Below are 21,865 nucleotides of genomic sequence, written 5' to 3'. Positions count from 1 at the left end.
CGTCCCCGACCGCCATGAACAAGATGGACTACCGTACCCAGACCACACTGATCACCGGGGCGAGCGCCGGACTCGGCGCGGAGTTCGCCCGCCTGCTCGCCGAGCGCGGCTCGAACCTCGTGCTGGTCGCCCGCCGCGCGGACCGGCTTCAGGCCCTGGCCGACGAGCTGTCCTCGAAGTACCGGGTCACCGTCACGGCGGTGCCGTTCGACCTCACCGTGCCGGCCGCGGGCGAAGCGCTGGCCAAGGAGGTGGCCCAGCGCGGGATCACCGTCACCAGCCTCGTCAACAACGCGGGCTTCGGCACCCACGCCCCCTTCCGCCAGGAGGACCCGGAACGCGTCCAGCAGGAGATCGGCCTGAACGTGGCCGGCCTGGTCGACGTCACCAGGGCGTTCATCGACCAGCTGACCGGTTTCCTGGTCAACGTCGCCAGCTCCCTCGGATACCAGCCGTGGCCGAACGCCGCCGTCTACGGGGCGACCAAGGCCTTCGTGCTGAGCTTCACCGAGGCGCTCTGGCAGGAATCGCGAGGGACCGGCCTGCGTGTGCTCGCTCTCTCCCCGGGCCCCACCCGCACCGAGTTCTTCGACACGCTCGGCTCCGACGACATGGCCCGCGGCGTCCGGATGCAGACCCCGCGCCAGGTGGTCACCACCGCACTGCGCACGCTGGACCGGCGCAATCCTCCGCCCAGCGTCGTCTCCGGCACCTTCAACTGGGTGACCACCCTGACCTCGCGCTTCACCACCCGCCGAGCCAACGTTCTGGCCTTCGGTGCGCTGACCAAGTGGCAGATGCGCTCGAGTGGGCCCGGCCACTGACACGCCCGCGCTTGGCGACGGAACCGGCCCGTGCGGACCTGCACAGGTCGCCACCGGTGTCTGTCACACCGACGCGATCGTGCGCGACCAGTGGTACCCCACGCCGCTTCCGGCGGTACTCGGCCGGCATCACGCCCGGCGACCGCGTCGTGCTCAGCTTCGCCGGCTGCGGTGCCTGCGCCGGCTGCAACGCCGGCCACCCCGCATACTGCACCGACTTCGCCATGCGCAACTTCGGTGGCGCTCGCCCGGACCGCGGCACGGCCTTCCGTACCGAGGACGGCTCCGCCGTCTCCTCCCACTTCTTCGGACAGTCCTCCTTCGCAGGCGTGAGGAACGTCGCCGAGCGGAGCGTGGTGAAGGTGTCCGAGACCGTCCCGCTCGACATCCTCGGCCCGCTCGGCTGTGGCGTCCTGACCGGCGCGGGCGCGTGCTCAACGTGCTCAAGCCGAAGCCCGGCTCGACCTTATCGTCGACAGCCGCCTTGAGTTCGCCAAGAGCGTTGGCGCCACTCACACGATCAACAGCGGGAACGAGGACCCGGCCGCCCGCATCAAGGAGATCACCGGAGGCGGCGCGGACCTCGACAGATTTTGAGCACCCGGCACGGGACAGGAACGGCACTCTTTCCCTTGCCCGGCGGAAACCGGGCGGTTTACAGTGACACCGCCCGGAGATTGTTGAACGATCCTCCTGTCACCCGACGCGTAGTGCGTCTGGACCATGAAGGGACCGATGTGAGCAGGAACGAGATGAGCGTGCCCAGCTCCGTCCAGGAGGCGGTTCACGCCTGCGCGGTCCGGGCGACGCAGGGCTCGGCGGCCTTGGCCCGGGCGTCGGACGTGGAGATCGACACCGCCCTGCGGGCCATGGCGGAGCGGCTGCACACGGCGCGCGACGTGCTGACAGCGGCGAATCAGGCCGACCTGCGAGCGGCCGCATCGAGCGGGATGTCGGCGGCACTGCAGGATCGCCTCCGGCTGACCGGCCCGCGGCTTGAGGAAATGGCCGCGGCGTTGCGTACGCTGGCGGACGTGCCGCACGAGCCGCGGGACAGCGTCCTCGAGGAGCGTCCCGACGGCCTGGTCCTGCTGGAGCGCCGCCGTCCGGTGGGGGTCATCGGCGCGAACTTCGAGGCGCGTCCGAATGTGACGCTCGATGTCGCGTCCCAGTTCCTCAAGTCCCGCAACGGCGGCGTACTGCGCACCGGTTCGGCGGCCCTGCGCTCCTCCCAGGCCCTGGTCACCCACGTGATCACGCCCGCTCTCACCGGCGCGGGACTGAACCCGGACGCCATCCAGCTGGTGCCGAGCGAGGACCGAGCGGCGGCATACGCGCTGGTGTCGCTGCCCGAGACTATCCCTCTGGTCATCCTGCGCGGCAGCGGCGACAGCACCCGGGAGCTCGGCCGAGAGGCCGCCCGCCACGGTGTGCGCACGCTGGCCCACGCGGACGGCGGCGGAGTGCTCTACGTGGCCCGGGACGCCGACGAGAAGCTGGTGCACGAGCTGGTCGCCAGCAGCCTGGACCGGCTGGGCGTCTGCAACCGGCTCAATCTGCTCCTCATCGACCGGGCTGTCCACGACAAGCTGCTGCCGGGCATTCTGAAGACGCTCGAAGACCTGGGCATCGCTGCGTCGCTGCCGCCGCACCCCCACGCGCGCGGTTACGAGTGGTCCCTGGACTCCGATCATGCGGCAACGGTGACGATCGACGAGGCGGACGGCCCGATCCACGCAGCACGGATCGCGAACGAGGAGACCTCCGGGCTGGCCGCCGCCATCGCCACCCACGACCCGGACACCGCAGCCGAGTTCATGGACGCCTACGGTGGCTCAGGCGTCTTCTGGAACTCCACCACACGCCTCCTCGACGGCTTCAAGCTCCTGCGCCTGCCGGAAACCGGCATCAACATCGACCGCGTCCCCGGCCCCCGCGGCCCCGTCACCTACCGTGACTTGTACCTGCGCCAGTACATGGTTCGACCCGCGGCGTCCCTGCACAGGTGAGCCGATGCCGCATCGAGACGCGGTCACCCTTCATCGCCCAGATCGCCGAACCTTGATCCCAGATCACCGATATGGACGATTCCGTCCCAGGCTCGAACCCGTCGGCTGAGAGGACCTGGACCGCGAGCGGGGCTCCGTAGCGCTTCGGCGCGATCGGCGCCGAGCACTGCGCAACGAGGGCGGACGCGGTCTGCTTCTCGTCGCCCGGCTCAGCGGACGGTGGGGCAACCCGCCACACCGCCTACGGCAAGACCCTCTGGGCGCAACAGCGGCTGCCCTCCGCGCCGTGACCTCATGGCGGCCACGGAACGACGGATGGCGGTGCCCCGGCTCCCCAGGGAGGGGAGGACGCGATGACCTTCGGGCCGGGGCGCGGCGGCTTGGAGGATCGTCAGCGGACGCGGTCGATGCCGAGGGGGGAGGCGTGCGGCACCGACCGTCACCTTCTCGGTGCCGAGCGGGCAGTCCAGCGGTCGGCATGCCGAGCGACCTCGATCTGGCGTCCGAAACACGCGGTGAGTCACGCGCTGGTGACTACTTGGTCGACCGTGCCGCACGCCTGCACCCGGCCGTCGCGCAATAGCAGGGCGTGGCTTGTGCTGTCGGGCAGCTCCTCCAGGTAGTGGGTGACGGTGACGGTGGCCAACTCCGGCCGGATGCAGGCGAGTTCCCGCATCGCGTCGATCAGGTCCTCCCGTGACGGCAGGTCCAGTGCGTTGTACGGCTCGTCCAGCAGGAGTAGTGCCGGATCGGCGATCAGGGCCCGTGCGACGAGGATCCGGGCGCGCTGTCCGCCGGAGCAGACGGCGTACGGGCGGTCGGCGAGGTCCTTGCAGTTCAGCTCGGCCAGCAGCTCGTGGGCCCGTTCTCGCGTCGCTGCGTCGTACTCGCGCCACAGCGGCTGGACGGTCCCGGTGGCGCCGGTGAGCACGATGGTGTGCGCTGTCGCCTTGTGCGGCACCTCCTGCATCGGCGACACGAAGCCGATATGGGGCCGCAGTTCGCGCAGGTCGACGCGGCCGATGCGGTGGCCCAGCACATCGACGGTGCCGCTGGTGGGATGCCCCTGTCCGCCGAGCAGCCGCAACAGGGTCGTCTTTCCAGCACCGTTGAACGGCAACGCCTTCGGGCGGGGGCACTCACGAGTTCGTCGCCTGGCTCAACCGGAGGGGGCGGTGGCTGTCCTACTCGGTCGGCATGACCATCACCGATGCCATCCACCAGGCCGTTCTCAAGGTTCCGGCATCGGCCTGGACGTCGGCCATAGAGCCCGATGGTGAGATCCGCGACGGCGCCTGGGTGGCCGAACTCGACGGGGACTGTTTCAAGGGCTGGCCCAAGGGCACGCGGCTGATCGTGCGGAAGGAACGGCCGCACCCCGGCATGTCGACCCGCACCGGGGTGCGCGGCCGAACCGACACCCGCGCCAGAGCGGAGGGCTCTGCGACGACTTCCGCAGAGCCGTCGCCGAGCGCGTGCGGTGTGCGCGCCTCCGTCCTCACGGGGCGCAGCACACGGGGGACCACTCCGCACAAAAGGTCCCGTCTGGGGTGATCGATGAGCGCGTTCCGTCACGCTGGGACGGCGGTCTTCCCGTGCTTCGTCTCGGCCGGGGTGCGGTGCAGCCCCTTGCGGTCGTACCGGCCCAGCGCGCCGAACGCGTCGACGGAGACCGCGATGGTCTTCGGCGAGCTGTACTGCAACGGGGCCGAGTGGAAGTTCCGCGCCATCGGCAGGGGTACGCCTCCGGACTGGCCGGAATCCCAGGACTTCGGGCTCAGCCTCTGAGGGCCACCGTCAACTGAGGCCCCGGGGGCGCCCGGTCGGACGCAGGGTCGCGCGGCCGGTACCGCACGGCCCTCGCTGTCGGGGCTGCCCGCCGGGCTCTACTCCGCGGCGGGGTGCCGGAGTTCGATGTCAAAGCCCTCGGAGGCGCCGCTCGCGAGGACCAGTGTGGACGCCGCGGGCGCGTAGCCGCTGGCGATCAGCGAGTACTCGCCGGCGGCCAGGTCGGTGAACGCGTAGCCGCCGTCCGCGTCCGTGGTGGTCGTCCGCACCACATTCCCGGCGGTGTCCACCAGCGTCAGCCGCGCGTCCGTGAGCGGCCGCCGGTCGGACCTGGCCCGTACGGTCCCCTGGACCTCGAGTCCGGCGCCGCCGGCGGTCGGGGCGAGCGCGATGTCGTACGTGAGCGGTTCCGCGCCCGCAGTTACGGTGCCTGCCTGCGGCTGGTGGCCGTCGGCCGCGGTGATCAGGACGTACGAGCCGTCCGCCGGGGCATCCAGCGCGTACGAGCCGTCGCCGTGCGACACGGTCCGGCCCAGCTGGCGGCCGCTCGGCGAGACGAGGGCCAGCGTCGCGCGGGCCACCGGCTTGCCCTCGCTGTCGCGCACGCGGCCGTGGAACCCGGGGCCTGCCGGGGCGGCGGTCTTCGCGTGCTTATGCTCCGTCTCGGCGGGGATGCGGTGCAGCCCCTTGCGGTCGTACCACCCCAGCACACCGAAGCCGAACAGCGCGGCCGCCGCGAGGCCGACGGCCATCATGACCCAGCCCCGGGTCAGGCCGGCGTCACCCTGGGCGTCAAAGTAGAGGATCGAGCGGATGCCTCCGCCAATCTGCCGCAGCGGCTCGAACTCTGCGAGGAACCGGTAGAAGCCAGGCAGCGCCTGTATCGGGACGGTGGCGTTGGCCGTTGGCACCGCCATGGCGATGAAGACCAGCGTGACCAGCAACATCCCAGGTGTGCCGAAGACGGCGAGCAACGTCAGGGCCCCGATCCCGACGACGGCGATGGCAGCTACGGAGTACAGCCACAGCAGCGGCAGATGGGAGGCGTCCATGCCCATGAGGCCGACCGCGCCCACCATGACCAGGGTGCCCATCAGCAGGGACAGAGCGGCCATGAGGGTGCTGCTGATGGCGAGGGTCTGCACCCGGGTTGCCCGGATCAGCGGGCGGTGCAGGCGCAGCGGGCCCATGTCGTTGTGAGTGTACCCAAGGGCGTGATCCACCTGGCCGCTGATGACATTGGCCGAGAGCATGCCGCACACCACCAGGGCGAGCGCGTAGTAGAACGCCGTCAGGCCCAGGCCGCTGTGCGAGTCGAGCGGATGGCCGTCCTTCACGGTGATGGCGGCCGGATCGGCCAGCAGGACGCGGGCCGCGGCCGACAGCTTGGCGTGCTTGGCTCGGGTCTGAGCGGTCAGCTGCTTGCCCACGTGGAGCGAGGAGGCCTCGGCCGCCGCCGTCGTCACTTGCCGTGCCAAGGTGGAGCCCAGGCTGCCGGCGGACTGGTTGGTCAACACCGTGAGTTGCGGACGAACCGGATTCGTGGTGACCGCCGTTCCGGTCAGCGCGGTGACGGAGGAGGTGAAATCGCTGGGTACGACGAGCGCACCGTACAGCTTGCCCTTGCCGAGCTCCACCTTCAGATGCTTCTCATCCATCACCTTCCAGTCGACCTTGCCTCCGCCCGCGTCGGACTTCTTGATCGACTCAGTGATCTGCGCCCCGAGGTTGACCTGCTTGCCTCCATGGTCGGCCCCCTTGTCGGAGTTGACCAGACCGACAGGCAGGTTCTTCATATGGCCGACCGGGTCGATGTTGGCACCGACATAGAGAACAGCGAACAGCAGGGCAAGGACACCCGTGATGGCACCGCTGGCTATCCACAGGGGTCTGGCACGCAGCACGCGGAAGGGATGAATTCCGTTCATTACTTACTCCGATCTGGACAGCACGGCGACATCGGGAGGAGACCGGACGGCACCTTTGCAGGCCGGGAGCCCTCTGGCCGTTACTCCTTCGGTTCGGACGGCCACAGGAGAACGGAGTGACCGCTCGACAACCCCAACGGATCGCGGTCATGACCGGCCAGTTCAGGAAACCGGTCGGTTTCACCCTGATCGTAAACCGAACGGTTTTCAGAGTCCAATCGAGGCGCCGCCGCACAGCGGGGCACGCGGCCCGCGCTCATCGAGCGGACCGATGGAGTTGTCATGCGTCTCGCCGCGGCAGAGCGCCCCGACGGAGACCCCGCCCATCCCCGACTACTACCAGTGACCACATCCGGCAAGGCTTTGATTGCGACCCACATCCGTACTTGGAAACCGATCGGTCTCGACCTATCGTAAACCGAACGGTTTCGCAAGGCAGCCGGCTCGGACGCCTTCAGGGCTCCGCGTCAGGAAAGAACCACCCGCATGCCCCGCTTGCTCATCGTCGACGATCACCCCCTCAGTGGCCGAGCCCTCGGCGTCGCCATGGGCAGCCTGCCCGGCCTGAAGGTCATCGGCGAGACCACATGCCATGACGCCATCCGCCGCACTGTGCAGCTCGCTCCGGGCATCGTCGTCTGGCATACAGAAGATCTCGACCGCGAGAGCCTGGGCGTCATCCGCAGCATCAGCGCCCGCCCAGCCGCCAGCCGCGTACTGGTACTGGGCGCGGCCGACGTTGTACCCCGGCACTCAAGGCTCTGTACACAGGTGCCAGCGGGTTCCTGCCCGACAGCTCGACTCCCGAAGAGTTCATGCCGGCGATCCGCGCCGTGGCGGTCGGTGGTGCAGCAATCTCACCGTGCTGACCCATCGCCTGATCTAGTAGGGCTTGGTCAGGTTCGTATGGGGATGGGTATGTCGCGCTGGCAGGTGGGGCAGGTTCCGGCCCAGAGGTCGAGGAGTGTCTGCATCTCGCGGACGACCTGGTAGAGGCTCAGTCCTGCGCCGCGTCTTTTGGGGCTCGTGCCAGCCTATGAAGGGTGCAGAAGGCGTGGGCGGCGGAGACTAGGGTGACGTGGTGGTGCCAGCCGTTCCAGGTGCGGCCTTCGAAGTGGGCCAGTCCCAGAGCCTGTTTCATCCCCCGGTAGTCGTGCTCGATGCGCCAGCGCAGCTTGGCCAGCCGCACCAGGGTGGCCAGGCAGTTCCGCACCCTTGGCGGCCTGGCGGATCTCGCGTCCGGCGGGCCGGATGCGCAGGGCGACGAAGCGCGAGTACATGCGTTTGATAGCCGCTGCGGCCCTTTCCCCGGCCGGGAGCCCTCGCGCCAGGACACCGGCCGGGCCTCCTGCGGGCCGGCCTGCATGACCAGTTCCTTCACCGTCGTCGGCTTGTCCGGATACGTTGCCACCGGCGGCCGTCCGGTGCCCTGACAGGGCGGGGTGAGAGGCCGCGCGTGTGCGGGGTGGGCTGTGATGCGGGAAGAGATCCCGACGGCGTCGGCCGTGTGCCGACCCATACCGATCCGCCCCCGCTCGATCTCCTCCGCGGCCGGATGCTGCTCATGCTCGTCGTGAACTTCACCCTCAACTGGGGCTACTGGGGCCCGCAGACCTGACTGCCGACGCAGCTGCAGGACAAGAGGCTGAGCATTCCCTCCAGTCTCGGTTCATTGGATGGGTGATGCGCTGACCGCTTGAGCTCGCCACGGATTGACGACAGCTACGGATCGCGCCGCACACGGACGCTGTACACGCGACGCCGAACCCGGTCGCACACCCGCACCCCTGTTGATTCGATGCACGACCTGTGGAGATCCGCGATGCCCGACCGCCGCAAGGTTCTGTTCGTGACCGACCTCGCCTACCAAGCCCGGGGGCGGCGCTACTGAACCGCTCCAGGATCGGTGGAGGCCTCCATCTGACCCGGAGCAGTTCAGTCCGGCCCGGGTGACATGGCGGGCAAGCAGTACCTGCTCGACCTGCGACCGGGTTCGACGCCCCCTTTCGAGCTGGCGCGATCGGCCCAGTCAAGGCTTTGGCCCAAGGGATGGAATCCGTTGCTCATGAGTTCAACGGGCCAGCGCCCGAAGCAGCCCTCGCTTTCAACAGCAGCCCTGCGGACACCGCCCACGCCGATTACCGTGCCCTGCTGATCCCACAACTAGCCCACCGCCGGTGGCGGAGCGCGTTGACGCGTGGAACTCGTTCACGCAGTCAGGTGGCGTGGGCGGCTACGCAGGCGGCGACGCACGTTGGGAGGCGCGGAAGGCCAGGGGGGTCTGGCCGGTGTGGCGTTGGAAGAACTTGCCGAAGTGGGTGGCGCTGGTGAAGCCGAGGTGGGCTGCGATGGTGGAGGCGGGTTCGGTGCCGTGGGCGAGGAGTCGCTTGGCCTCCAGGGTGAGGCGCTGGTCGAGGTAGTCCTTGGCGCTGAGGCCCGCCGCGGTCTGGGTGGCGCGGGTGAGGGTGCGGGTGGAGTAGCCGAGTTCGCGGGCGTAGTCGTCGATGCGATGGGTGCGGGAGAAACCTCGTTCGACAGCGTCGCGAAAGCGCAGGAAGGGCTCGGGGGCGGATTCCGCAGCCTGGCCGTGCTGCCGCAGATGGGCCAGGCGCAGGAGTACGACGTCGAGCAGGCGGTGCAGCAGGGCGGTGTGCGCCGGCAGCGGATGGCGGTCCCACTGGGAGAACTCCGCGGCCAGTTGCTCGGCCGCAGCTGCCAGTACGGGGGCCTCCGAGGGATCGGGGCTGTACAAGGGCATCGGGGCGGTGCCGGTGCCGAGTCCGGCCAGTTCCGCGGTCTCGGGGGCGACGAAGTCCTCCTGGAAGAAGATCAGGATGGCCTCGACCTGTTCAGGGTTCTGCCACTGGTGCACCTGGCCGGGCCGGATCCACAGCCAGGAACCGGGCGGCAGTACGTACCCGGTGAAGTCGACGCGGTGGCGCAGGGTGCCGGCGGTGACCAGCATCAGGGCGTGGAAGTCCTGCCGGTGCGGGGTGGCGATGTGCCAGGGCCAGTCCCGGATGCGGTCGCGGAAGTCGGCCAGGGTCATGACCTCCATGCCCGCCGGGGTTCCGGCCGGAGGATGGAAAACCACCTTCGGCAGGCCCGTCTCCCGCCGACCGGGCTTCTGCCGCGCTTGTCGCCTGTGGACCATCACGAGACCGCAGCGTACCTCGCTGGACCTCCGGTTCCGTCCCAGTATGGAGTTGTTCCAGGGGTGCGGGCCCGTGGGGATGGAAAGCCGGCCGTGTCCGTTGCGGCCGATGGTCGGTCGTGAGCCGGCCATCAACGATCCGCCCCTTCCCGCGTCCCCTCATCACCGCTCATCCGCATTTCGACAGGAGCACAGTCATGCACGGCACCCTCACGGTCATCGACAAGGGCTCGGTCCGCATCCACAGCTACGGCGCGCCCGAGGACGGCCTGGGCGTCACCACCCAGCTGATCGAGACGCCGTCGCGGATCATCGCCGTCGACGCGCAGTTCGTCCTGGCCTACGCCGACGAGGTCGTCGCCTACGCCAAGAGCCTTGGCAAGCCGCTCGACCGCCTCGTCATCAGCCATGCGCATCCGGACCACTACCAGGGCGCGGCCCGCTTCGGCGTCCCCGTGCACGCGCTGCCGGAGACCACCGCGGAGATCGTCGCCATGGGTGCCAAGACGGACCTGCCCACCGGCGCCGCGATCCCGCTCGCCGACATGACTCCGACCGTGGAGATCACCCCGGGCACCGAGGTCATCGACGGCATCCCGTTCGTGTTCGAGAAGGTCACCGGCGGCGAGATCCACACCACCCTCGTGATCAAGCTGCCCGAGGAGGGTGTCCTGGTCGCTCAGGACGTCGTCTACAACCGCACCCACCTGTGGTTCCTGGACAAGGACTTCGACGGCTGGCAGGCCAACATCGACCGCTTCGCAGCCGAGACCGAGTACGACACCATCCTGCCCGGCCACGGCGAGCCGACCACACCCGCCATCTGGGCCGAGCTCACCGACTACGTCAACGCCGGCCGGGAGCTGCTCGGTGACGACGGCGACGCCTACAAGAAGGCCATCACCGAGCGCTACCCCGCCTACCAGGGCGCAGCCCTCATCGACGTCGCCAACGCCTACATGTTCGGCCCCAAGAACTGAGTCGGCTCCGACCTTCCAGGAAAGCGCCCAAGTCCCAAGAGGGGGAACATCGTGACTTCCCACATGTCCAGCCGGCGCACGGCCACCCGTCGCGTCCTCGTCGCCACGGTCGCCACATCCGCCCTGCTGGGCGCCGCGACCGTACCCGCCGTCGCCTCGCCCCCCACCAGCGGGGATCACGCCTTCGGGCACGTCGAGGGCGGTGCCCGGCTCGACTACCAGAAGACCGTTGCCGTACGCGTCCTCAAGGGGGCGTTCGAGCGGGGTGACACCGCGGTCGTGGACAGGTTCGTGCGGGCCGACTACATCCAGCACAACCCCCTCGCGCCCGATGGCTCCGAGGCGTTGAAGAACTTGGCTGTCGGGATGCATCAGCAGTTCCCCGACGCCAAGTACGACATCAAGCGGGTCATCTCCGAGAACGACCTCGTCGTGGTGCACTCCAACCTCGTACTGACGCCGGGAAGTCGAGGCTCGGCCGTATTCGACATTTTCCGGTTCCAGGGCGGCAAGATCGCCGAGCATTGGGACACCGGGCAGAACGTCCCCGACAGCAGTGTCAACGGCAACGACATGTTCTCCACAGTCAGTCGGCCGCAGACCGGGCAACCTGGTCCGCGGTGGCTCACCGCCTCCAACAAGAAGCTCGTCACCAAGGCATTCGACCGGCTCATCGTCGACAAGGATCTGTCCGCGCTCGACCTGTACTGGAGCGCCGGGTACCACCAGCACAATCCCGGCATCGCGGATGGTGTGGCCGGTGCGCGGGAGGGGCTTGGGGCGTACTTCCGGGCGTTCCCGGAGCTGACCGTCTCCCGCAAGCGCGTTGTCGCCGAGGGGGATCTGGTCGCCGTCCACAGTCACTACGTGAACGCGCCCGGCGAGCGCGGGCAGGCCGTCGTGGATCTGTTCCGGGTACAGGGCGGGAAGATCGTCGAGCACTGGGACGTGCTTCAGGACGTGCCGGCCACTTCCGCCAACGACAACACGATGTTCTGAATCTGAGGGGCGTTCACGAAAACAGAACGCCCCTTTGCGTTCCAGTAGGTTCCTCGCCTGGCGGGTGGGATCTCGCTTTCACCACGCCGGATTACGGCCGCTGCGGCACACGGATCGGGACGGGAAGCGTCGGGGCGACGCATGCGGCACCGTCGACTGACGGCGACCGTGCCGTGCCCCGGACGGCCCGCAGCGGGCCGTCCATCGGTCCGTCCGTGTGCTCCGGCGACCTCGCCCGGACACGCGGACGGAGCTCACCGCAGGGGCCGACGACGGAGCGCAGTCCGCCAGGTCGGTGATGCACGTCCGCAGTCGGCGGCCGGATGGGGAGCACCGGCGCCGTGCCCGCTCCGTTGGCGGCGCCTCCCATCGGCGTGCCCCTGGCCGTCGTGGAGGAGTTCGACTTCAACGCTTGTCCGATGCTGCCCGCGGCCCAGATCCGCGACTTGGCCGCCCTGCGCAAGGGCCTCGGCGTGCTGGTCAACTGCCACATCCGCCCACGCGAAGCCCTCGAGAACACCTCTGGCCGGGCGACTTCGGGCTCTGATCTCCTCGGCGACTGGGTGGACTTCGGAGTCCACCCTTTTCGCCACGCCCTTGCCGGAAGAGGGAGCCGAATCCGCATGACGCACGTCCGCAGCGTCAGGGCTCACCTTGCGGACGTGAGACCTGTCGGGACGCGTTCCTGAACTGGATCGGGCTCTGTCCGGCTCGGGACTGGAAGTATTTGCTGAAGTTGGTGGCACTGCTGAAGCCGAGGTGTGCGGCAATACGGACGGCGGGCTCGTCGCTGTGGGCCAGGCGGCGCTTGGCCTCCAGCATGACTCGTTCGTCGATGAACCCCTTGGCGCTGGTACCGGCCGCGGATGCGGTTGCCCTCGTGAGCATGCGCGGGGAGTAGCCCAGGTTTCTGGCGTAGTCAGCGACCTCACGGGTCTTGGTGAAGTCATGCTCGACCGCCTCGCGGAATCGGCGGAAGGTGTCGCTGTCTTCCGTAGTGCTGGGAAGCCCACCCGGCCGGTCGGCCAGCCGGAGCACCAGCACGGACAGCAGGTGTCGCAGGACGGCGATGTGGCACTCTCCGCTCGCCAACCGGCTGTCCTGCGTACGCTCGCCGACCGCGATCGCCGCGGGCGCGCCTCAGATGCCGGCGCGAGCACTCCACCCTGCACTGCCGCAAGCGCTACAGCCGCCGCCTGCGACGGGTCTTCTGCATGTCCGCGCCGGTACACACACGGCGGCGGTGAACGGGTCGGTACGGCACTCGACGAGGCCCATGTCATGGCCGACCGTGCCAGGTGGCGCGTGACCGTGGCTGCAACGTTCCGGAAGCGCTCCGTCAGGGAGAGAGGCGGCGGCGGTCACCCGCCTGGGGAGGCGGTTCCAGCAGTGGCCGGAACCGCCTCCGTCTCACGAGCCGGTTGAGGCCGGGACCGGGTCGAGGTGAGTTTGGAACCACGACAGCGCGGCGCCGCTGGATTCCTCGAAGTGCACCTTGTAGGCGTCGAAGTGCCCGCCGGGCAGCAGCACCAGCTCCTTCGGGGCCAGCGCCCGCTCGAAGGCGGCGAGCTGGATGTCGGCCGGGATCACCGTCTCGCCGGTCCCGACGATCATCATGAGCGGCTTGGGCGAGACCCGAGTGATCCATACGCCCGGCTCGTACAGCCGCGCGGCCCGGCTGGAGCGCAACGTCACCGTGTTGTTCTCGCGGCCCGGCGGAACCAGGTCACGGTAGAAGCGCAGCGCGTCCGGGCTGGTGTACAGGGCCGGGTCGGCCGGATCGTCGCCGATGGAGGTCTGGTAGCGCAGTTCACCGCCGGCGGCCTGGGCGCGTTCGTCGTCGGCCTGGGCGAGCTCGAAGGCGGCGATGCGCTCCGGCGGGACCCTGCGCTGCCACTGCTCGAATCCGCTGATGGTGGGCACCTGCGACACCACGCACTTGATCCGCACCTCGGTCGCGCCGAGCACGATCGCATGACCGCCCGCGAAGCTCGTGCCCCACACCCCGATGCGGTCCGCGTCGACCTCCGGCCGGGCCTCCAGGAAGCTGATCGCGCGGCGCCAGTCCGCGATCTGACGCCACGGGTCGACGTCGTTGCGGGGCTCGCCGTCGCTGGCGCCGAACGTGCGGTGATCGTGGACGAGCACCACGAACCCGGCGTCGGCGAACTTGCGCGCGTACGGGTCGAGGCCCATCTCGCGGTTGCCGCCGAATCCGTGCGCCATCGTGATCGCGGGGCGCGGGCCCTCGGCGTCCGGCAGGTAGAGCCAGCCGCGCAGAGTCACGCCCCCGTCCGCCGTGAACTCTACGTCGATGCGTTCCGTCATGGTCATTCGCCTTCCGTGAAGTTGAAGTACTCGGCGGGGATGAGGCCGGCCGCGGTCAGGGCCGCCCCGACCTTCGCGTTGATCTGCACCACGGCGCCGAGGGGGCGGTGGTGGATGGCGATCTCCGTGATGAGCCCTTCGTCATCACGCGTGAGGATCGTGATCCCCTTCATCTCGAAGCCGCCGAACGCGCTGGCCTCCCACTCCAGATACGTCCGCGGCCCGTCCTGCACCTTCCGGACGAACTCGAGCCGTTCGTACACGGAGCTCACCCCGGCCATGAGGGCCTCGACCTGCTCCTTGCGCTCCAGCGGCTTGGCGAGCGCGCTCGCCTCCATCCGCACGTTCGGCGAGAGGGCCGCCGCGAAGGAGTCCTCGGTGCGCTGCTCGAACGCACTCGTCCAGGCCTTGGCCGGGCGGCCGTCGGCGGAGTCCGACGCGATCTTTTCGGCGACCGTGGTGATGGCGGCGGCGACCGCCGCCGGGTTCTCGGCGTGCGCCCAGTGACCTGCGCCGGCGATCGCCTGCGAGGTGGCGCCGGGGAAGCGGGGCGCGACATACGCGGAGACGATCTCTTCTGTGACGAAGGGGTCGTTCTCGCCGCGCAGGATGGCGACGCTCCCGTGGAACTTGCTGGGCTGCTGTCCGTCCGAGTGGCCGTCGTTCCATGCCGTCGCCGTGTCGGAGATCGTCGACGGGGCGACGTGCAGCGCCACTTGGGCGAGCCGGTCATTTTCCTCGTCCGGGAACGCGGTGGCGAGCGCACCGCGGAAGGCGCGCTGCGCGTCGAGTCCGAGATCCGGTGCCTGGAAGGGGACGATCTGCTCCGGGGGCAGGTGAGTGCCCGCCAGTGGGATCGGGTTGACCAGGACGAGAGAACGCACCTGCTCGGCCAAGCGGGCGGCGACGAGCTCGGCGATCTGGCTCCCCATGCTGTGGCCGACGAGCACGACGGGGCCCTCCGTCGTGCGCACGACGCTCTCGAGGTCGTCGGCCCAGCGAGCGAGTGTGAACGGCCCTTGATCCGAGGCGCGCGCACCCATCCCGGCGAGCTCGAACGCGATCGAGGGGATCGACCGCTCGTCGAGGACGGTGCGGACGCTGTTCCAGATGGCGCCGTCGTCCAGGTATCCGTGGACGAGCACCGCGGTCGGCGCCTTCGTCGCTGGGCTGTTCATCTCGTGTCTCCTTTGACGATCGCTCTCTTGCGGCGACGAATCGGAGCCGGTGGCTCTCGAGATTCTCGGCCGACGCGAGCTCTCTGACGTAAGCATAGGGTCTATGCTTGCGTCAATGTCGTCGCTCTGTGATCGACGGAATGAGGACCGGGCCTTCCGGCTTCCTCCGCGTTCCGGCCGGAGTGGGAGCGACCATCCGAGAATCCGAGGAGTCCACCAATGACGTCGAACGCCTTGACCTACGCCGTGCACATCGCGGACGGTATGCCGACCACCAACTCCGACGTGCCGCCCGATCAGAGCGAGCGTTCCTGGTCGCCGACGTCGAGCATCCTCATCTCGAACGGGGGAGAGGCGCTGCTGGTGGATCCGCTCTTCACGATCGCTCAGTCGGAGGGCCTGCTGCGGTGGCTCAGCGAGCGTGACGCCCCGGTGACGAGCGTGTACGTCACGCATGGCCACGGGGACCACTGGTTCGGTCTCGGAGCCGTTCTGCAGCAGTACCCCGGTGCGCGCGCCTTCGCGCTGCCCGAGGTCGTCGAGGACATGGCCTACCAGTCCTCGCCCGAGGTCCTCAAGGCGGTCTGGCGCGCTTGGTTCCCCGAGCAGATCCCTGAGCGACTCGTACTCGCCGAACCGCTCGAGGGCGAGGTCCTGACTGTGGGCGGGGCGGAGGTCCGCCCGGTCCGCCTGGGACACACCGACAGCGACAACACCACCTGCCTGCACGTGTCCGACCTGGGCCTGGTCGTTGCCGGCGACGTGATCTACAACAACGTGCACCTCATGCTCGCGGCATCGGATGCGGACGGGCGAGCCGAGTGGCTGAGGGCTCTCGACACGGTTGAGGCGCTGGCGCCGACCGCGATTGTCGCGGGCCACAAGGATCAGACTGCCGATGACGATCCCCGTCACATCGAGGAGACCCGTCGCTACATCCTTGATTTCAACAGCGGGGTGCGTCGCACCGGCAGCACACTCGAGCTCTACGAGTACATGCTGGAGCGTCACCCGTCGCGCATCAATCCCGGTGCGCTGTGGGGCTCCTGCCGGGCAGCGAAAGGCTGAGCAGGCGGCGCGCCGGTCGGTCGGCCTGCGGCGCGCTACGCGCGCGCGGCCGCCCGACGCTGCCGCGAGGCCCGCAGGTTCACTGCGTTACCGCAAATGCGCACGTCGTGCCAGACGCCGTTGTTGGGGTTCGTGCCGTCATAGAACGCAACCGAGCAGACCTGGTTACGGCACATCTTCAGACGACGCCACGTACCCGTCAGTTGGGCGTTCGTGATCTCGTTCAGCACGGCCGCGACGACCCACGGGACGTCCTTGCCGCGTGGCGCCAGCGAGAAGACGCCATCGGCGTCGATCCGAACCTCGAGTGCGCCGCTCACCCCCTTCGGTGCGGATCGGACCGGAGTGTCGCGCACTGCACCCGACACGGTCATCTGCAGCGACGCGCGTAGCTGCTGAAGCCGCACCAGCCCCGGTTCATCGACTTCGATCGTCGGCGCCTCCGCCCCGTTACGTCGACTCCATTCGTCCAGCGCGCTGGAGAGCCACGACGTCGCAGAATCCGGCGTCGAGAGCAGATCCTCGAGCGCGGGCTTGCCGGCGGCGCGAGTGTTCAGGACCTCCTGGACGAGGATGAGCGGTCCGGTGGCGATGCGGTCGGTGTAGCGCTCGCTCGCGAGTTCAGACATAGGCATAGCTTATTAGCTCCAGTCTTCATTGGCGAGGAGAACGGGATCGCCGCCGAAAAGACCCTAACGGCGATGCCATGCGTTCGACGCGCCGGCGAGTGCCCGGCATCGCGCGGTGACCGTAAGACCCGGCCCAGCCCAGGTGATGGGCGCCCCTGCCCCGGTCGTGCTCGGCCACCTGCTCGGCGCTCGCCCGTGACCTGTCCGGCGGCGGCTGACCGAGGGGCGCTGCACTTCACGCTCATCGACCCTGCCCGAGGCGCCCACGGTGTGATATGACATAAGCATAGAGGTTATGCCTACGTCGGAAGGTGTCGATCGTCGTGCACCGTCACCACGCGGGCCGGCCATGTGAAATCGCTTGAGAGGTCGCGCGATGCCCGAACGCGTGGAGGAACAATGATCGACAAGACCGTCGAGGACACAGCGACCGCCGTCTCAGGAATCCGCGACGGCGCCACCGTGATGATTGGTGGATTCGGCCGCGCGGGCCAGCCGGTGGAGCTGATCGACGCACTCATCTCCCATGGCGCACGCGACCTGACCGTCGTCAACAACAACGCAGGCAACGGCGACACGGGTCTTGCCGCGCTTCTTGCGGCGCGAAGGGTACGGAAGATCATCTGCTCCTTCCCGAGGCAAAGCGACTCATGGGTGTTCGACGGTCTCTACCGCGCGGGAGAAATCGAGCTGGAGCTCGTGCCGCAGGGGAATCTCGCCGAACGTATCCGTGCCGCGGGCGCGGGTATCGGCGCATTCTTTTCGCCGACGGGCGTCGGCACGCAGCTCGCGGAGGGCAAGGAGGTGCGCACGATCGACGGCCGCGACTATGTGCTCGAATACCCGATCCGAGCTGATGTCGCCTTGATCAGCGCCCTGCGGGCCGACCGCTGGGGCAACCTTGTCTACCGCGAGACCGCCCGCAACTTCGGCCCGATCATGGCGGCCGCGGCGACCACCACCATCGCCCAGGTCGACCAGGTCGTGCCGCTTGGGGACATCGACCCCGAGACCGTTGTGACCCCCGGCATCTTCATCGACCACGTCGTCGCGGTGGGAGAACGCCGCTGGCTCGACGAAGGCATGTTCGTCGGCGGCGTCGACACCGAGGGGAGCCCGCTGGCACAGGAGGAGCGCCGATGAGCACGCGCATCAGCCGCACCGACCTCGCTCGTCGCATCGCGGCCGACATCCCCGAGGGATCGGTTGTGAACCTTGGCATCGGCGCCCCCACCCTTGTGGCCAACTACCTGCCGGACGACGTCGAGATCGTCCTGCACACCGAGAACGGAATGCTCGGCATGGGGCCCGCACCCGAGCCCGGCACCGTCGACCCCGACCTGATCAACGCCGGCAAACAGCCGGTAACCGCGCTGCCGGGCTCGGCGTACTTCCACCACGCCGACTCCTTCGCGATGATGCGCGGCGGACACCTGGACGTGTGTGTGCTCGGCGCGTTCCAGGTGTCAGAAACCGGCGATCTCGCCAACTGGTCGACCGGCGAGCCCGGCGCGATTCCCGCCGTCGGCGGAGCGATGGATCTCGCGATCGGCGCGAAGTCGGTCTACGTGATGACCGACCTGCTCACCAAGCAGGGCACGCCGAAACTCGTCGCCGCCTGCACCTACCCGCTGACCGGAGTGCGCTGCGTGACCCGCATCTACACCGATCACGCGGTGTTCGACGTCACGCCCGACGGACTGCGCGTGCGCGAGACGTTCGGCGACAACACGGTGGACTCCCTGGCCGCCCTGACCGGACTCAACCTCGCCGACGTCACCGACGCTGCGGCATCCCTGAGAGGTAACTGACATGCCCGCGAGCTTCGTGTACGACGCCGTTCGCACCCCCTTCGGACGGTACGGCAAGGCCCTCGCCGACGTGCGCCCCGACGACCTCGCCGCGATCGTCATGCGCGCGACCGTCGAGCGCACGGGCCTTGATCCCGCGCGCATCGACGACGTGATATTCGGCGATGCGAACCAGGCCGGCGAGGACAACCGCGACGTAGCGCGCTTCGGCGCGCTGCTCGCCGGATTCCCCACCTCAGTCACGGGAGTCACGGTCAACCGCCTGTGCGGGTCCTCGGTCGAGGCCGTCATCCAGGCGTCACGAGCCGTCGAGGCAGGAGACGCCGACATCGTGCTCGCGGGCGGCGTGGAGTCGATGAGCCGCGCGCCGTTCGTCGTCGAGAAGAGCACCAAGCCCTTCCCCGCGGGCAACCAGACGATGTGGAACACGTCGATCGGATGGCGAATGGTCAACCCTCGCCTGCCGAAGGAATGGACGATCTCCAACGGCGAGACTGCCGAGAAGCTTGCCGGAATCCACCGGATCTCACGTGAGGAGCAGGACGCGTTCGCGGCGCGCAGCCATCGCCTGGCCGCCCGAGCATGGGCGGACGGCGTCTTCGACCGCGAGATCGTCCAGGTCGACGGCCACCACCTCGCCCGCGACGAAAGCATCCGCGACGAATCGACCGTCGAAGTACTCGCCGGCTTGCGCCCGGCGTTCGCCGCCAACGGCACGGTGACCGCCGGGAACTCTTCGCCCCTCAATGACGGCGCCTCCGCCGTGCTCGTCGCACGCGAGGGCGTGCTCGACGGCGAACCCCTCGCCCGCATCGCCGGCCGCGCGGCGTTCGGCAACGACCCCGACATCTTCGGAGTCGCTCCCGTCGAGGCGGCCAACCGCGCACTCGCCCGTGCCGGGCGCACATGGGCCGACGTCGATCTGGTCGAGCTGAACGAAGCCTTCGCAGCACAGTCGCTCGCCTGTCTGCGGCTGTGGAGCGACCTCGACCCGACGAAGGTGAACGGGCACGGAGGGGCGATCGCGATGGGGCACCCGCTCGGTGCGTCAGGGGGACGCATCATCGGTCGCGCGGCCCACGAACTCGCCCGCCGGGGTGGTGGCATCGCAGTCGTGGCAATCTGCATCGGCGTCGGCCAAGGTCTCGCTGTCGTGCTCGAGAGGTGAAGGGCGGTCGAGCCACGGGCCGGAGCCCGTCGCAGCGTCTTTGCACCGAGCGATAGACGGCGGCGACACCGGCTATCCCATCGGCACAGCCTTGGCGGAAGCCTTCGGCGATTTCGCCGCCCGCCGATGGGGCTGGAACACGATCGACGTCCTGCGAGCGTGCTGTGGGCTCTCCTGCGCGGCAACCGGGTCTTCACCTCCGCCCCGCCGACCACGCAAGCGGGCCACGTTGAGCCGCCGCCAGCGGGTCGAGGACGGCGATCGCCAGGCGCATCTGCTTTCCGTACGGCGGTCTGCTCAACAGGACCGGCCACGGCCCGCTGCCCATTACCTTTCGAGCAGAGCCCGAACTGGGCTCGTGGCCTCCGGGGCCGGTATGGCTCTTGCTCTTGCCCCTGTCCTTGATGATCCGGGGGGTGCTGTCGCCGGTCCTGGCGGCACCGGGTGGTGGCTGATGGAAGCGTGTCCGCCTTGCGGCAGGGCTGCGTCATGTGGCTGCCGATCTCCGGTGCCCGGTGGGCCGTTCGGCTGGAACTCCGGGGGAGGGGAAAGCCCGGTGACCAGCAACGACTTCACCTCGATCGACGTGTTCTGCGCCCTGGACGTGGGCAAGCTGGAGCATCACGGCACGGCCCTGCTGCGGGATGGCCGCACCACCTTCGACAAGCCGCTGCCCAACGGCGAACCGGCACTTCGCCAGCTGTTCGCCCGACTCCAACGCAAGGGAAAGGTCCTGGTCGTGGTCGACCAGCCGGCCTCCATCGGCACAATGGCGGTCACCGTCGCCCGCGCGTGTGGATGTGAAGTCGCCTACCTGCCGGGCCTGTCGGTGCGCCGGCTGGCCGATCTGCACCCCGGCACCGGCAAGACCGACGCCCGCGACGCCTACGTCATCGCCGACGCCGCTCGCACCCTGCCCCACCTGCTGCACAGCATCGAGCCCGTCGACAGCGTGCGGGCCGAGCTGACCATGGTCCTGGGATACGACGACGACCTCGCCCAGGACGCCACCCGCACCTCCAACCGGCTGCGCGGACTGCTCACCTCGATCCATCCGGCCCTCGAACGGGTCCTGGGGCCACGTCTGCGGCACCCGGCCGTCCTGACCCTGCTGCAGGACTTCGGCTCTCCGGCCGCCCTCGCCGAAGCGGGCACCGAGCAGATGATCCACGTCATGCTGGCCGCCGCACCACGGATGCGCAGTGCCGACCACCTGGCCGAGCAGATCACCCAGGCGCTGGCCGAGCAGACGGTCGAGGTTCCCGGCACCATCGCTGCGACAGAGATCGTCTCCGGCCTGGCAGAGTCCCTCGCCGTCACGCTCAGGCGCCGTGAGGAGCTGGAAACGCGGGCCGCCGCCCTGCTGGGGCCCACCCTCTCGTGAAGGTCCTGACCTAATGGTGGTGCACGACGGCGACGGAGAGCCGGAGGACGTCTGGTCCTGACCCGGAGCTCGACTCCCACTGCATTGAGGCGGTGCGCAACCGGCCCTCCGTTTCCGGCACGTCGTGATCATCCGCTGGGTAGTGCGCCTTCCGAGCCGCCGGCACGGAGACCTCTCATCTACCGACCTCCCGCGCACGAGGGCCCGGCCGGCACGAGACCCTCGGCTGAACACGATCGGTTCTGATCACCGGCCGACGAGAGGAGCCGCTCGACGCCCGCGCGCAGGGCCGGCTCGTCGTACGACGCCCCGGGGACGATCTCGGAGTAGCCCATCCCCGGCAGATCGAGGCGTACACGGTGTACCGCCGCGATCAGCGGAATGAGGTGGCGGAAGTGCTCGCCTGAGTGCGCACAGTGTGCAGCAGGACCAAGGGGGCGCCGTTGCCTGTCAGGAGGTAGCGCAGGGTTCCCTCGTGGCCGTCGAGTCCCGCGCGCGGGGCGAGGGCTTGGCGGGCGTTACCCCAAGGCCGGGTAGTTAGGGTTTTCGCAGGTCACGCAAGGGGAGTTGGCGAGTTTCCGACGTAGAGCAACGGAGCTCGTTGGTACAGGCAGTCG

The 21,865-nt window shown here is 68.9% G+C and carries 15 protein-coding genes and 6 pseudogenes; 11 read left to right on the top strand and 10 right to left on the bottom strand.

The window, feature by feature from the left end; all coding sequences use genetic code 11:
• Positions 1 to 23: 23 nt before the first annotated feature.
• Together ABZ656_RS35050 and ABZ656_RS35045 are read left to right on the top strand one after the other, a co-directional pair.
• Complete coding sequence (locus tag ABZ656_RS35050; protein WP_360273406.1) at positions 24 to 824, top strand: SDR family oxidoreductase; 801 nt, start codon at positions 24 to 26, stop codon at positions 822 to 824.
• A 752-nt stretch (positions 825 to 1,576) separates the two neighbouring features.
• Positions 1,577 to 2,833 carry an aldehyde dehydrogenase family protein gene (locus ABZ656_RS35045; protein ID WP_101407281.1) on the top strand — a complete coding sequence of 419 codons (1,257 nt, stop codon included), beginning with the start codon at positions 1,577 to 1,579 and terminating at the stop codon, positions 2,831 to 2,833.
• A 439-nt stretch (positions 2,834 to 3,272) separates the two neighbouring features.
• Here the strand turns inward: ABZ656_RS35045 and ABZ656_RS35040 are convergent.
• Positions 3,273 to 3,944, bottom strand: a pseudogene (locus ABZ656_RS35040) (ATP-binding cassette domain-containing protein); the annotation flags it as partial.
• Between ABZ656_RS35040 and ABZ656_RS35035 the strand changes: the two are divergent.
• A pseudogene (locus ABZ656_RS35035) lies at positions 3,918 to 4,216 on the top strand (transposase); the annotation flags it as partial. The pseudogenes ABZ656_RS35040 and ABZ656_RS35035 sit on opposite strands and share 27 nt — an antisense overlap.
• Before the next feature lie 273 nt (positions 4,217 to 4,489).
• Positions 4,490 to 4,621, top strand: a pseudogene (locus ABZ656_RS35030) (TerD family protein); the annotation flags it as partial.
• Between the two features lie 98 nt (positions 4,622 to 4,719).
• On the opposite strand, the gene ABZ656_RS35025 reads toward ABZ656_RS35030, so the two are convergent.
• From ABZ656_RS35025 to ABZ656_RS35010, 4 genes and pseudogenes are all read right to left on the bottom strand, one after another.
• Positions 4,720 to 6,549, bottom strand: coding sequence for a DUF3533 domain-containing protein (locus tag ABZ656_RS35025; protein WP_101407276.1), 1,830 nt, complete (start codon positions 6,547 to 6,549; stop codon positions 4,720 to 4,722).
• Positions 6,550 to 6,957: 408 nt separating this feature from the next.
• Positions 6,958 to 7,302 carry a hypothetical protein gene (locus tag ABZ656_RS35020; protein WP_360273402.1) on the bottom strand — a complete coding sequence of 115 codons (345 nt, stop codon included), beginning with the start codon at positions 7,300 to 7,302 and terminating at the stop codon, positions 6,958 to 6,960.
• Positions 7,303 to 7,546: 244 nt separating this feature from the next.
• Positions 7,547 to 8,044: pseudogene (locus ABZ656_RS35015) on the bottom strand (transposase); the annotation flags it as partial.
• A gap of 738 nt (positions 8,045 to 8,782) precedes the next feature.
• The gene (locus ABZ656_RS35010; RefSeq protein ID WP_360273400.1) at positions 8,783 to 9,607 is read right to left on the bottom strand and encodes an AraC family transcriptional regulator; all 825 of its coding nucleotides are present in this window, start codon (positions 9,605 to 9,607) and stop codon (positions 8,783 to 8,785) included.
• Positions 9,608 to 9,900: 293 nt separating this feature from the next.
• Between ABZ656_RS35010 and ABZ656_RS35005 the strand changes: the two genes are divergently transcribed.
• Both ABZ656_RS35005 and ABZ656_RS35000 read left to right on the top strand, forming a co-directional pair.
• Positions 9,901 to 10,683 carry an MBL fold metallo-hydrolase gene (locus ABZ656_RS35005; protein WP_101407274.1) on the top strand — a complete coding sequence of 261 codons (783 nt, stop codon included), beginning with the start codon at positions 9,901 to 9,903 and terminating at the stop codon, positions 10,681 to 10,683.
• A 63-nt stretch (positions 10,684 to 10,746) separates the two neighbouring features.
• Positions 10,747 to 11,682: a nuclear transport factor 2 family protein gene (locus ABZ656_RS35000; protein WP_360273428.1), complete on the top strand. Its 936-nt coding sequence runs from the start codon at positions 10,747 to 10,749 to the stop codon at positions 11,680 to 11,682.
• Between the two features lie 642 nt (positions 11,683 to 12,324).
• Here ABZ656_RS35000 and ABZ656_RS34995 read toward each other — a convergent pair.
• The 3 genes from ABZ656_RS34995 to ABZ656_RS34985 form a co-directional block, all read right to left on the bottom strand.
• A complete protein-coding gene (locus ABZ656_RS34995; protein WP_360273396.1) occupies positions 12,325 to 12,774 on the bottom strand; it encodes an AraC family transcriptional regulator in 450 nt (149 codons plus the stop codon).
• A gap of 318 nt (positions 12,775 to 13,092) precedes the next feature.
• Positions 13,093 to 14,010 (bottom strand): alpha/beta hydrolase, encoded by a 918-nt coding sequence (locus ABZ656_RS34990; RefSeq protein ID WP_360273393.1) that lies wholly within the window; start codon positions 14,008 to 14,010, stop codon positions 13,093 to 13,095.
• Positions 14,011 to 14,012: 2 nt separating this feature from the next.
• Positions 14,013 to 15,188, bottom strand: coding sequence for an alpha/beta hydrolase (locus ABZ656_RS34985; RefSeq protein WP_360273390.1), 1,176 nt, complete (start codon positions 15,186 to 15,188; stop codon positions 14,013 to 14,015).
• 219 nt (positions 15,189 to 15,407) lie between these two features.
• Between ABZ656_RS34985 and ABZ656_RS34980 the strand changes: the two genes are divergently transcribed.
• Positions 15,408 to 16,256 (top strand): MBL fold metallo-hydrolase, encoded by an 849-nt coding sequence (locus tag ABZ656_RS34980; protein ID WP_360273387.1) that lies wholly within the window; start codon positions 15,408 to 15,410, stop codon positions 16,254 to 16,256.
• A gap of 35 nt (positions 16,257 to 16,291) precedes the next feature.
• On the opposite strand, the gene ABZ656_RS34975 is transcribed toward ABZ656_RS34980, so the two are convergent.
• Positions 16,292 to 16,885, bottom strand: coding sequence for a CGNR zinc finger domain-containing protein (locus ABZ656_RS34975; protein ID WP_101407268.1), 594 nt, complete (start codon positions 16,883 to 16,885; stop codon positions 16,292 to 16,294).
• Positions 16,886 to 17,284: 399 nt separating this feature from the next.
• Between ABZ656_RS34975 and ABZ656_RS34970 the strand changes: the two genes are divergently transcribed.
• The 4 genes and pseudogenes from ABZ656_RS34970 to ABZ656_RS34955 all read left to right on the top strand — a co-directional run.
• Positions 17,285 to 18,028 carry a 3-oxoacid CoA-transferase subunit A gene (locus ABZ656_RS34970; protein WP_101407267.1) on the top strand — a complete coding sequence of 248 codons (744 nt, stop codon included), beginning with the start codon at positions 17,285 to 17,287 and terminating at the stop codon, positions 18,026 to 18,028.
• Entirely contained in the window at positions 18,025 to 18,696 is a 672-nt protein-coding gene (locus ABZ656_RS34965) for a 3-oxoacid CoA-transferase subunit B (RefSeq protein WP_101407266.1), read from the top strand. The genes ABZ656_RS34970 and ABZ656_RS34965 overlap by 4 nt, the downstream gene beginning before the upstream one ends.
• Before the next feature lies 1 nt (position 18,697).
• Entirely contained in the window at positions 18,698 to 19,864 is a 1,167-nt protein-coding gene (locus ABZ656_RS34960; protein WP_101407265.1) for a thiolase family protein, read from the top strand.
• A gap of 580 nt (positions 19,865 to 20,444) precedes the next feature.
• Positions 20,445 to 21,134: pseudogene (locus tag ABZ656_RS34955) on the top strand (IS110 family transposase); the annotation flags it as partial.
• A gap of 371 nt (positions 21,135 to 21,505) precedes the next feature.
• Here the strand turns inward: ABZ656_RS34955 and ABZ656_RS34950 are convergent.
• Positions 21,506 to 21,753: pseudogene (locus tag ABZ656_RS34950) on the bottom strand (alpha/beta hydrolase); the annotation flags it as partial.
• Between the last annotated feature and the right edge of the window lie 112 nt (positions 21,754 to 21,865).

This window comes from Streptomyces sp. NPDC007095, from assembly GCF_040634475.1.
Taxonomy (GTDB): domain Bacteria; phylum Actinomycetota; class Actinomycetes; order Streptomycetales; family Streptomycetaceae; genus Streptomyces.
The sequence above is the reverse complement of the archived record's forward strand: the minus strand, read 5'-3'. Positions and strand labels throughout refer to the sequence as shown.

Coding starts and splice junctions, on each gene's coding strand:
- ABZ656_RS35050 (WP_360273406.1), top strand. CDS start 24: ATGGACTACCGTACCCAGACCACACTGATCACCGGGGCGAGCGCCGGA.
- ABZ656_RS35000 (WP_360273428.1), top strand. CDS start 10,747: ATGTCCAGCCGGCGCACGGCCACCCGTCGCGTCCTCGTCGCCACGGTC.
- ABZ656_RS34985 (WP_360273390.1), bottom strand. CDS start 15,188: ATGAACAGCCCAGCGACGAAGGCGCCGACCGCGGTGCTCGTCCACGGA.
- ABZ656_RS35005 (WP_101407274.1), top strand. CDS start 9,901: ATGCACGGCACCCTCACGGTCATCGACAAGGGCTCGGTCCGCATCCAC.
- ABZ656_RS34980 (WP_360273387.1), top strand. CDS start 15,408: ATGACGTCGAACGCCTTGACCTACGCCGTGCACATCGCGGACGGTATG.
- ABZ656_RS34965 (WP_101407266.1), top strand. CDS start 18,025: ATGAGCACGCGCATCAGCCGCACCGACCTCGCTCGTCGCATCGCGGCC.
- ABZ656_RS34975 (WP_101407268.1), bottom strand. CDS start 16,885: ATGTCTGAACTCGCGAGCGAGCGCTACACCGACCGCATCGCCACCGGA.
- ABZ656_RS34990 (WP_360273393.1), bottom strand. CDS start 14,010: ATGACGGAACGCATCGACGTAGAGTTCACGGCGGACGGGGGCGTGACT.
- ABZ656_RS35045 (WP_101407281.1), top strand. CDS start 1,577: ATGAGCGTGCCCAGCTCCGTCCAGGAGGCGGTTCACGCCTGCGCGGTC.
- ABZ656_RS34960 (WP_101407265.1), top strand. CDS start 18,698: ATGCCCGCGAGCTTCGTGTACGACGCCGTTCGCACCCCCTTCGGACGG.
- ABZ656_RS35025 (WP_101407276.1), bottom strand. CDS start 6,549: ATGAACGGAATTCATCCCTTCCGCGTGCTGCGTGCCAGACCCCTGTGG.
- ABZ656_RS35010 (WP_360273400.1), bottom strand. CDS start 9,607: ATGGAGGTCATGACCCTGGCCGACTTCCGCGACCGCATCCGGGACTGG.
- ABZ656_RS34970 (WP_101407267.1), top strand. CDS start 17,285: ATGATCGACAAGACCGTCGAGGACACAGCGACCGCCGTCTCAGGAATC.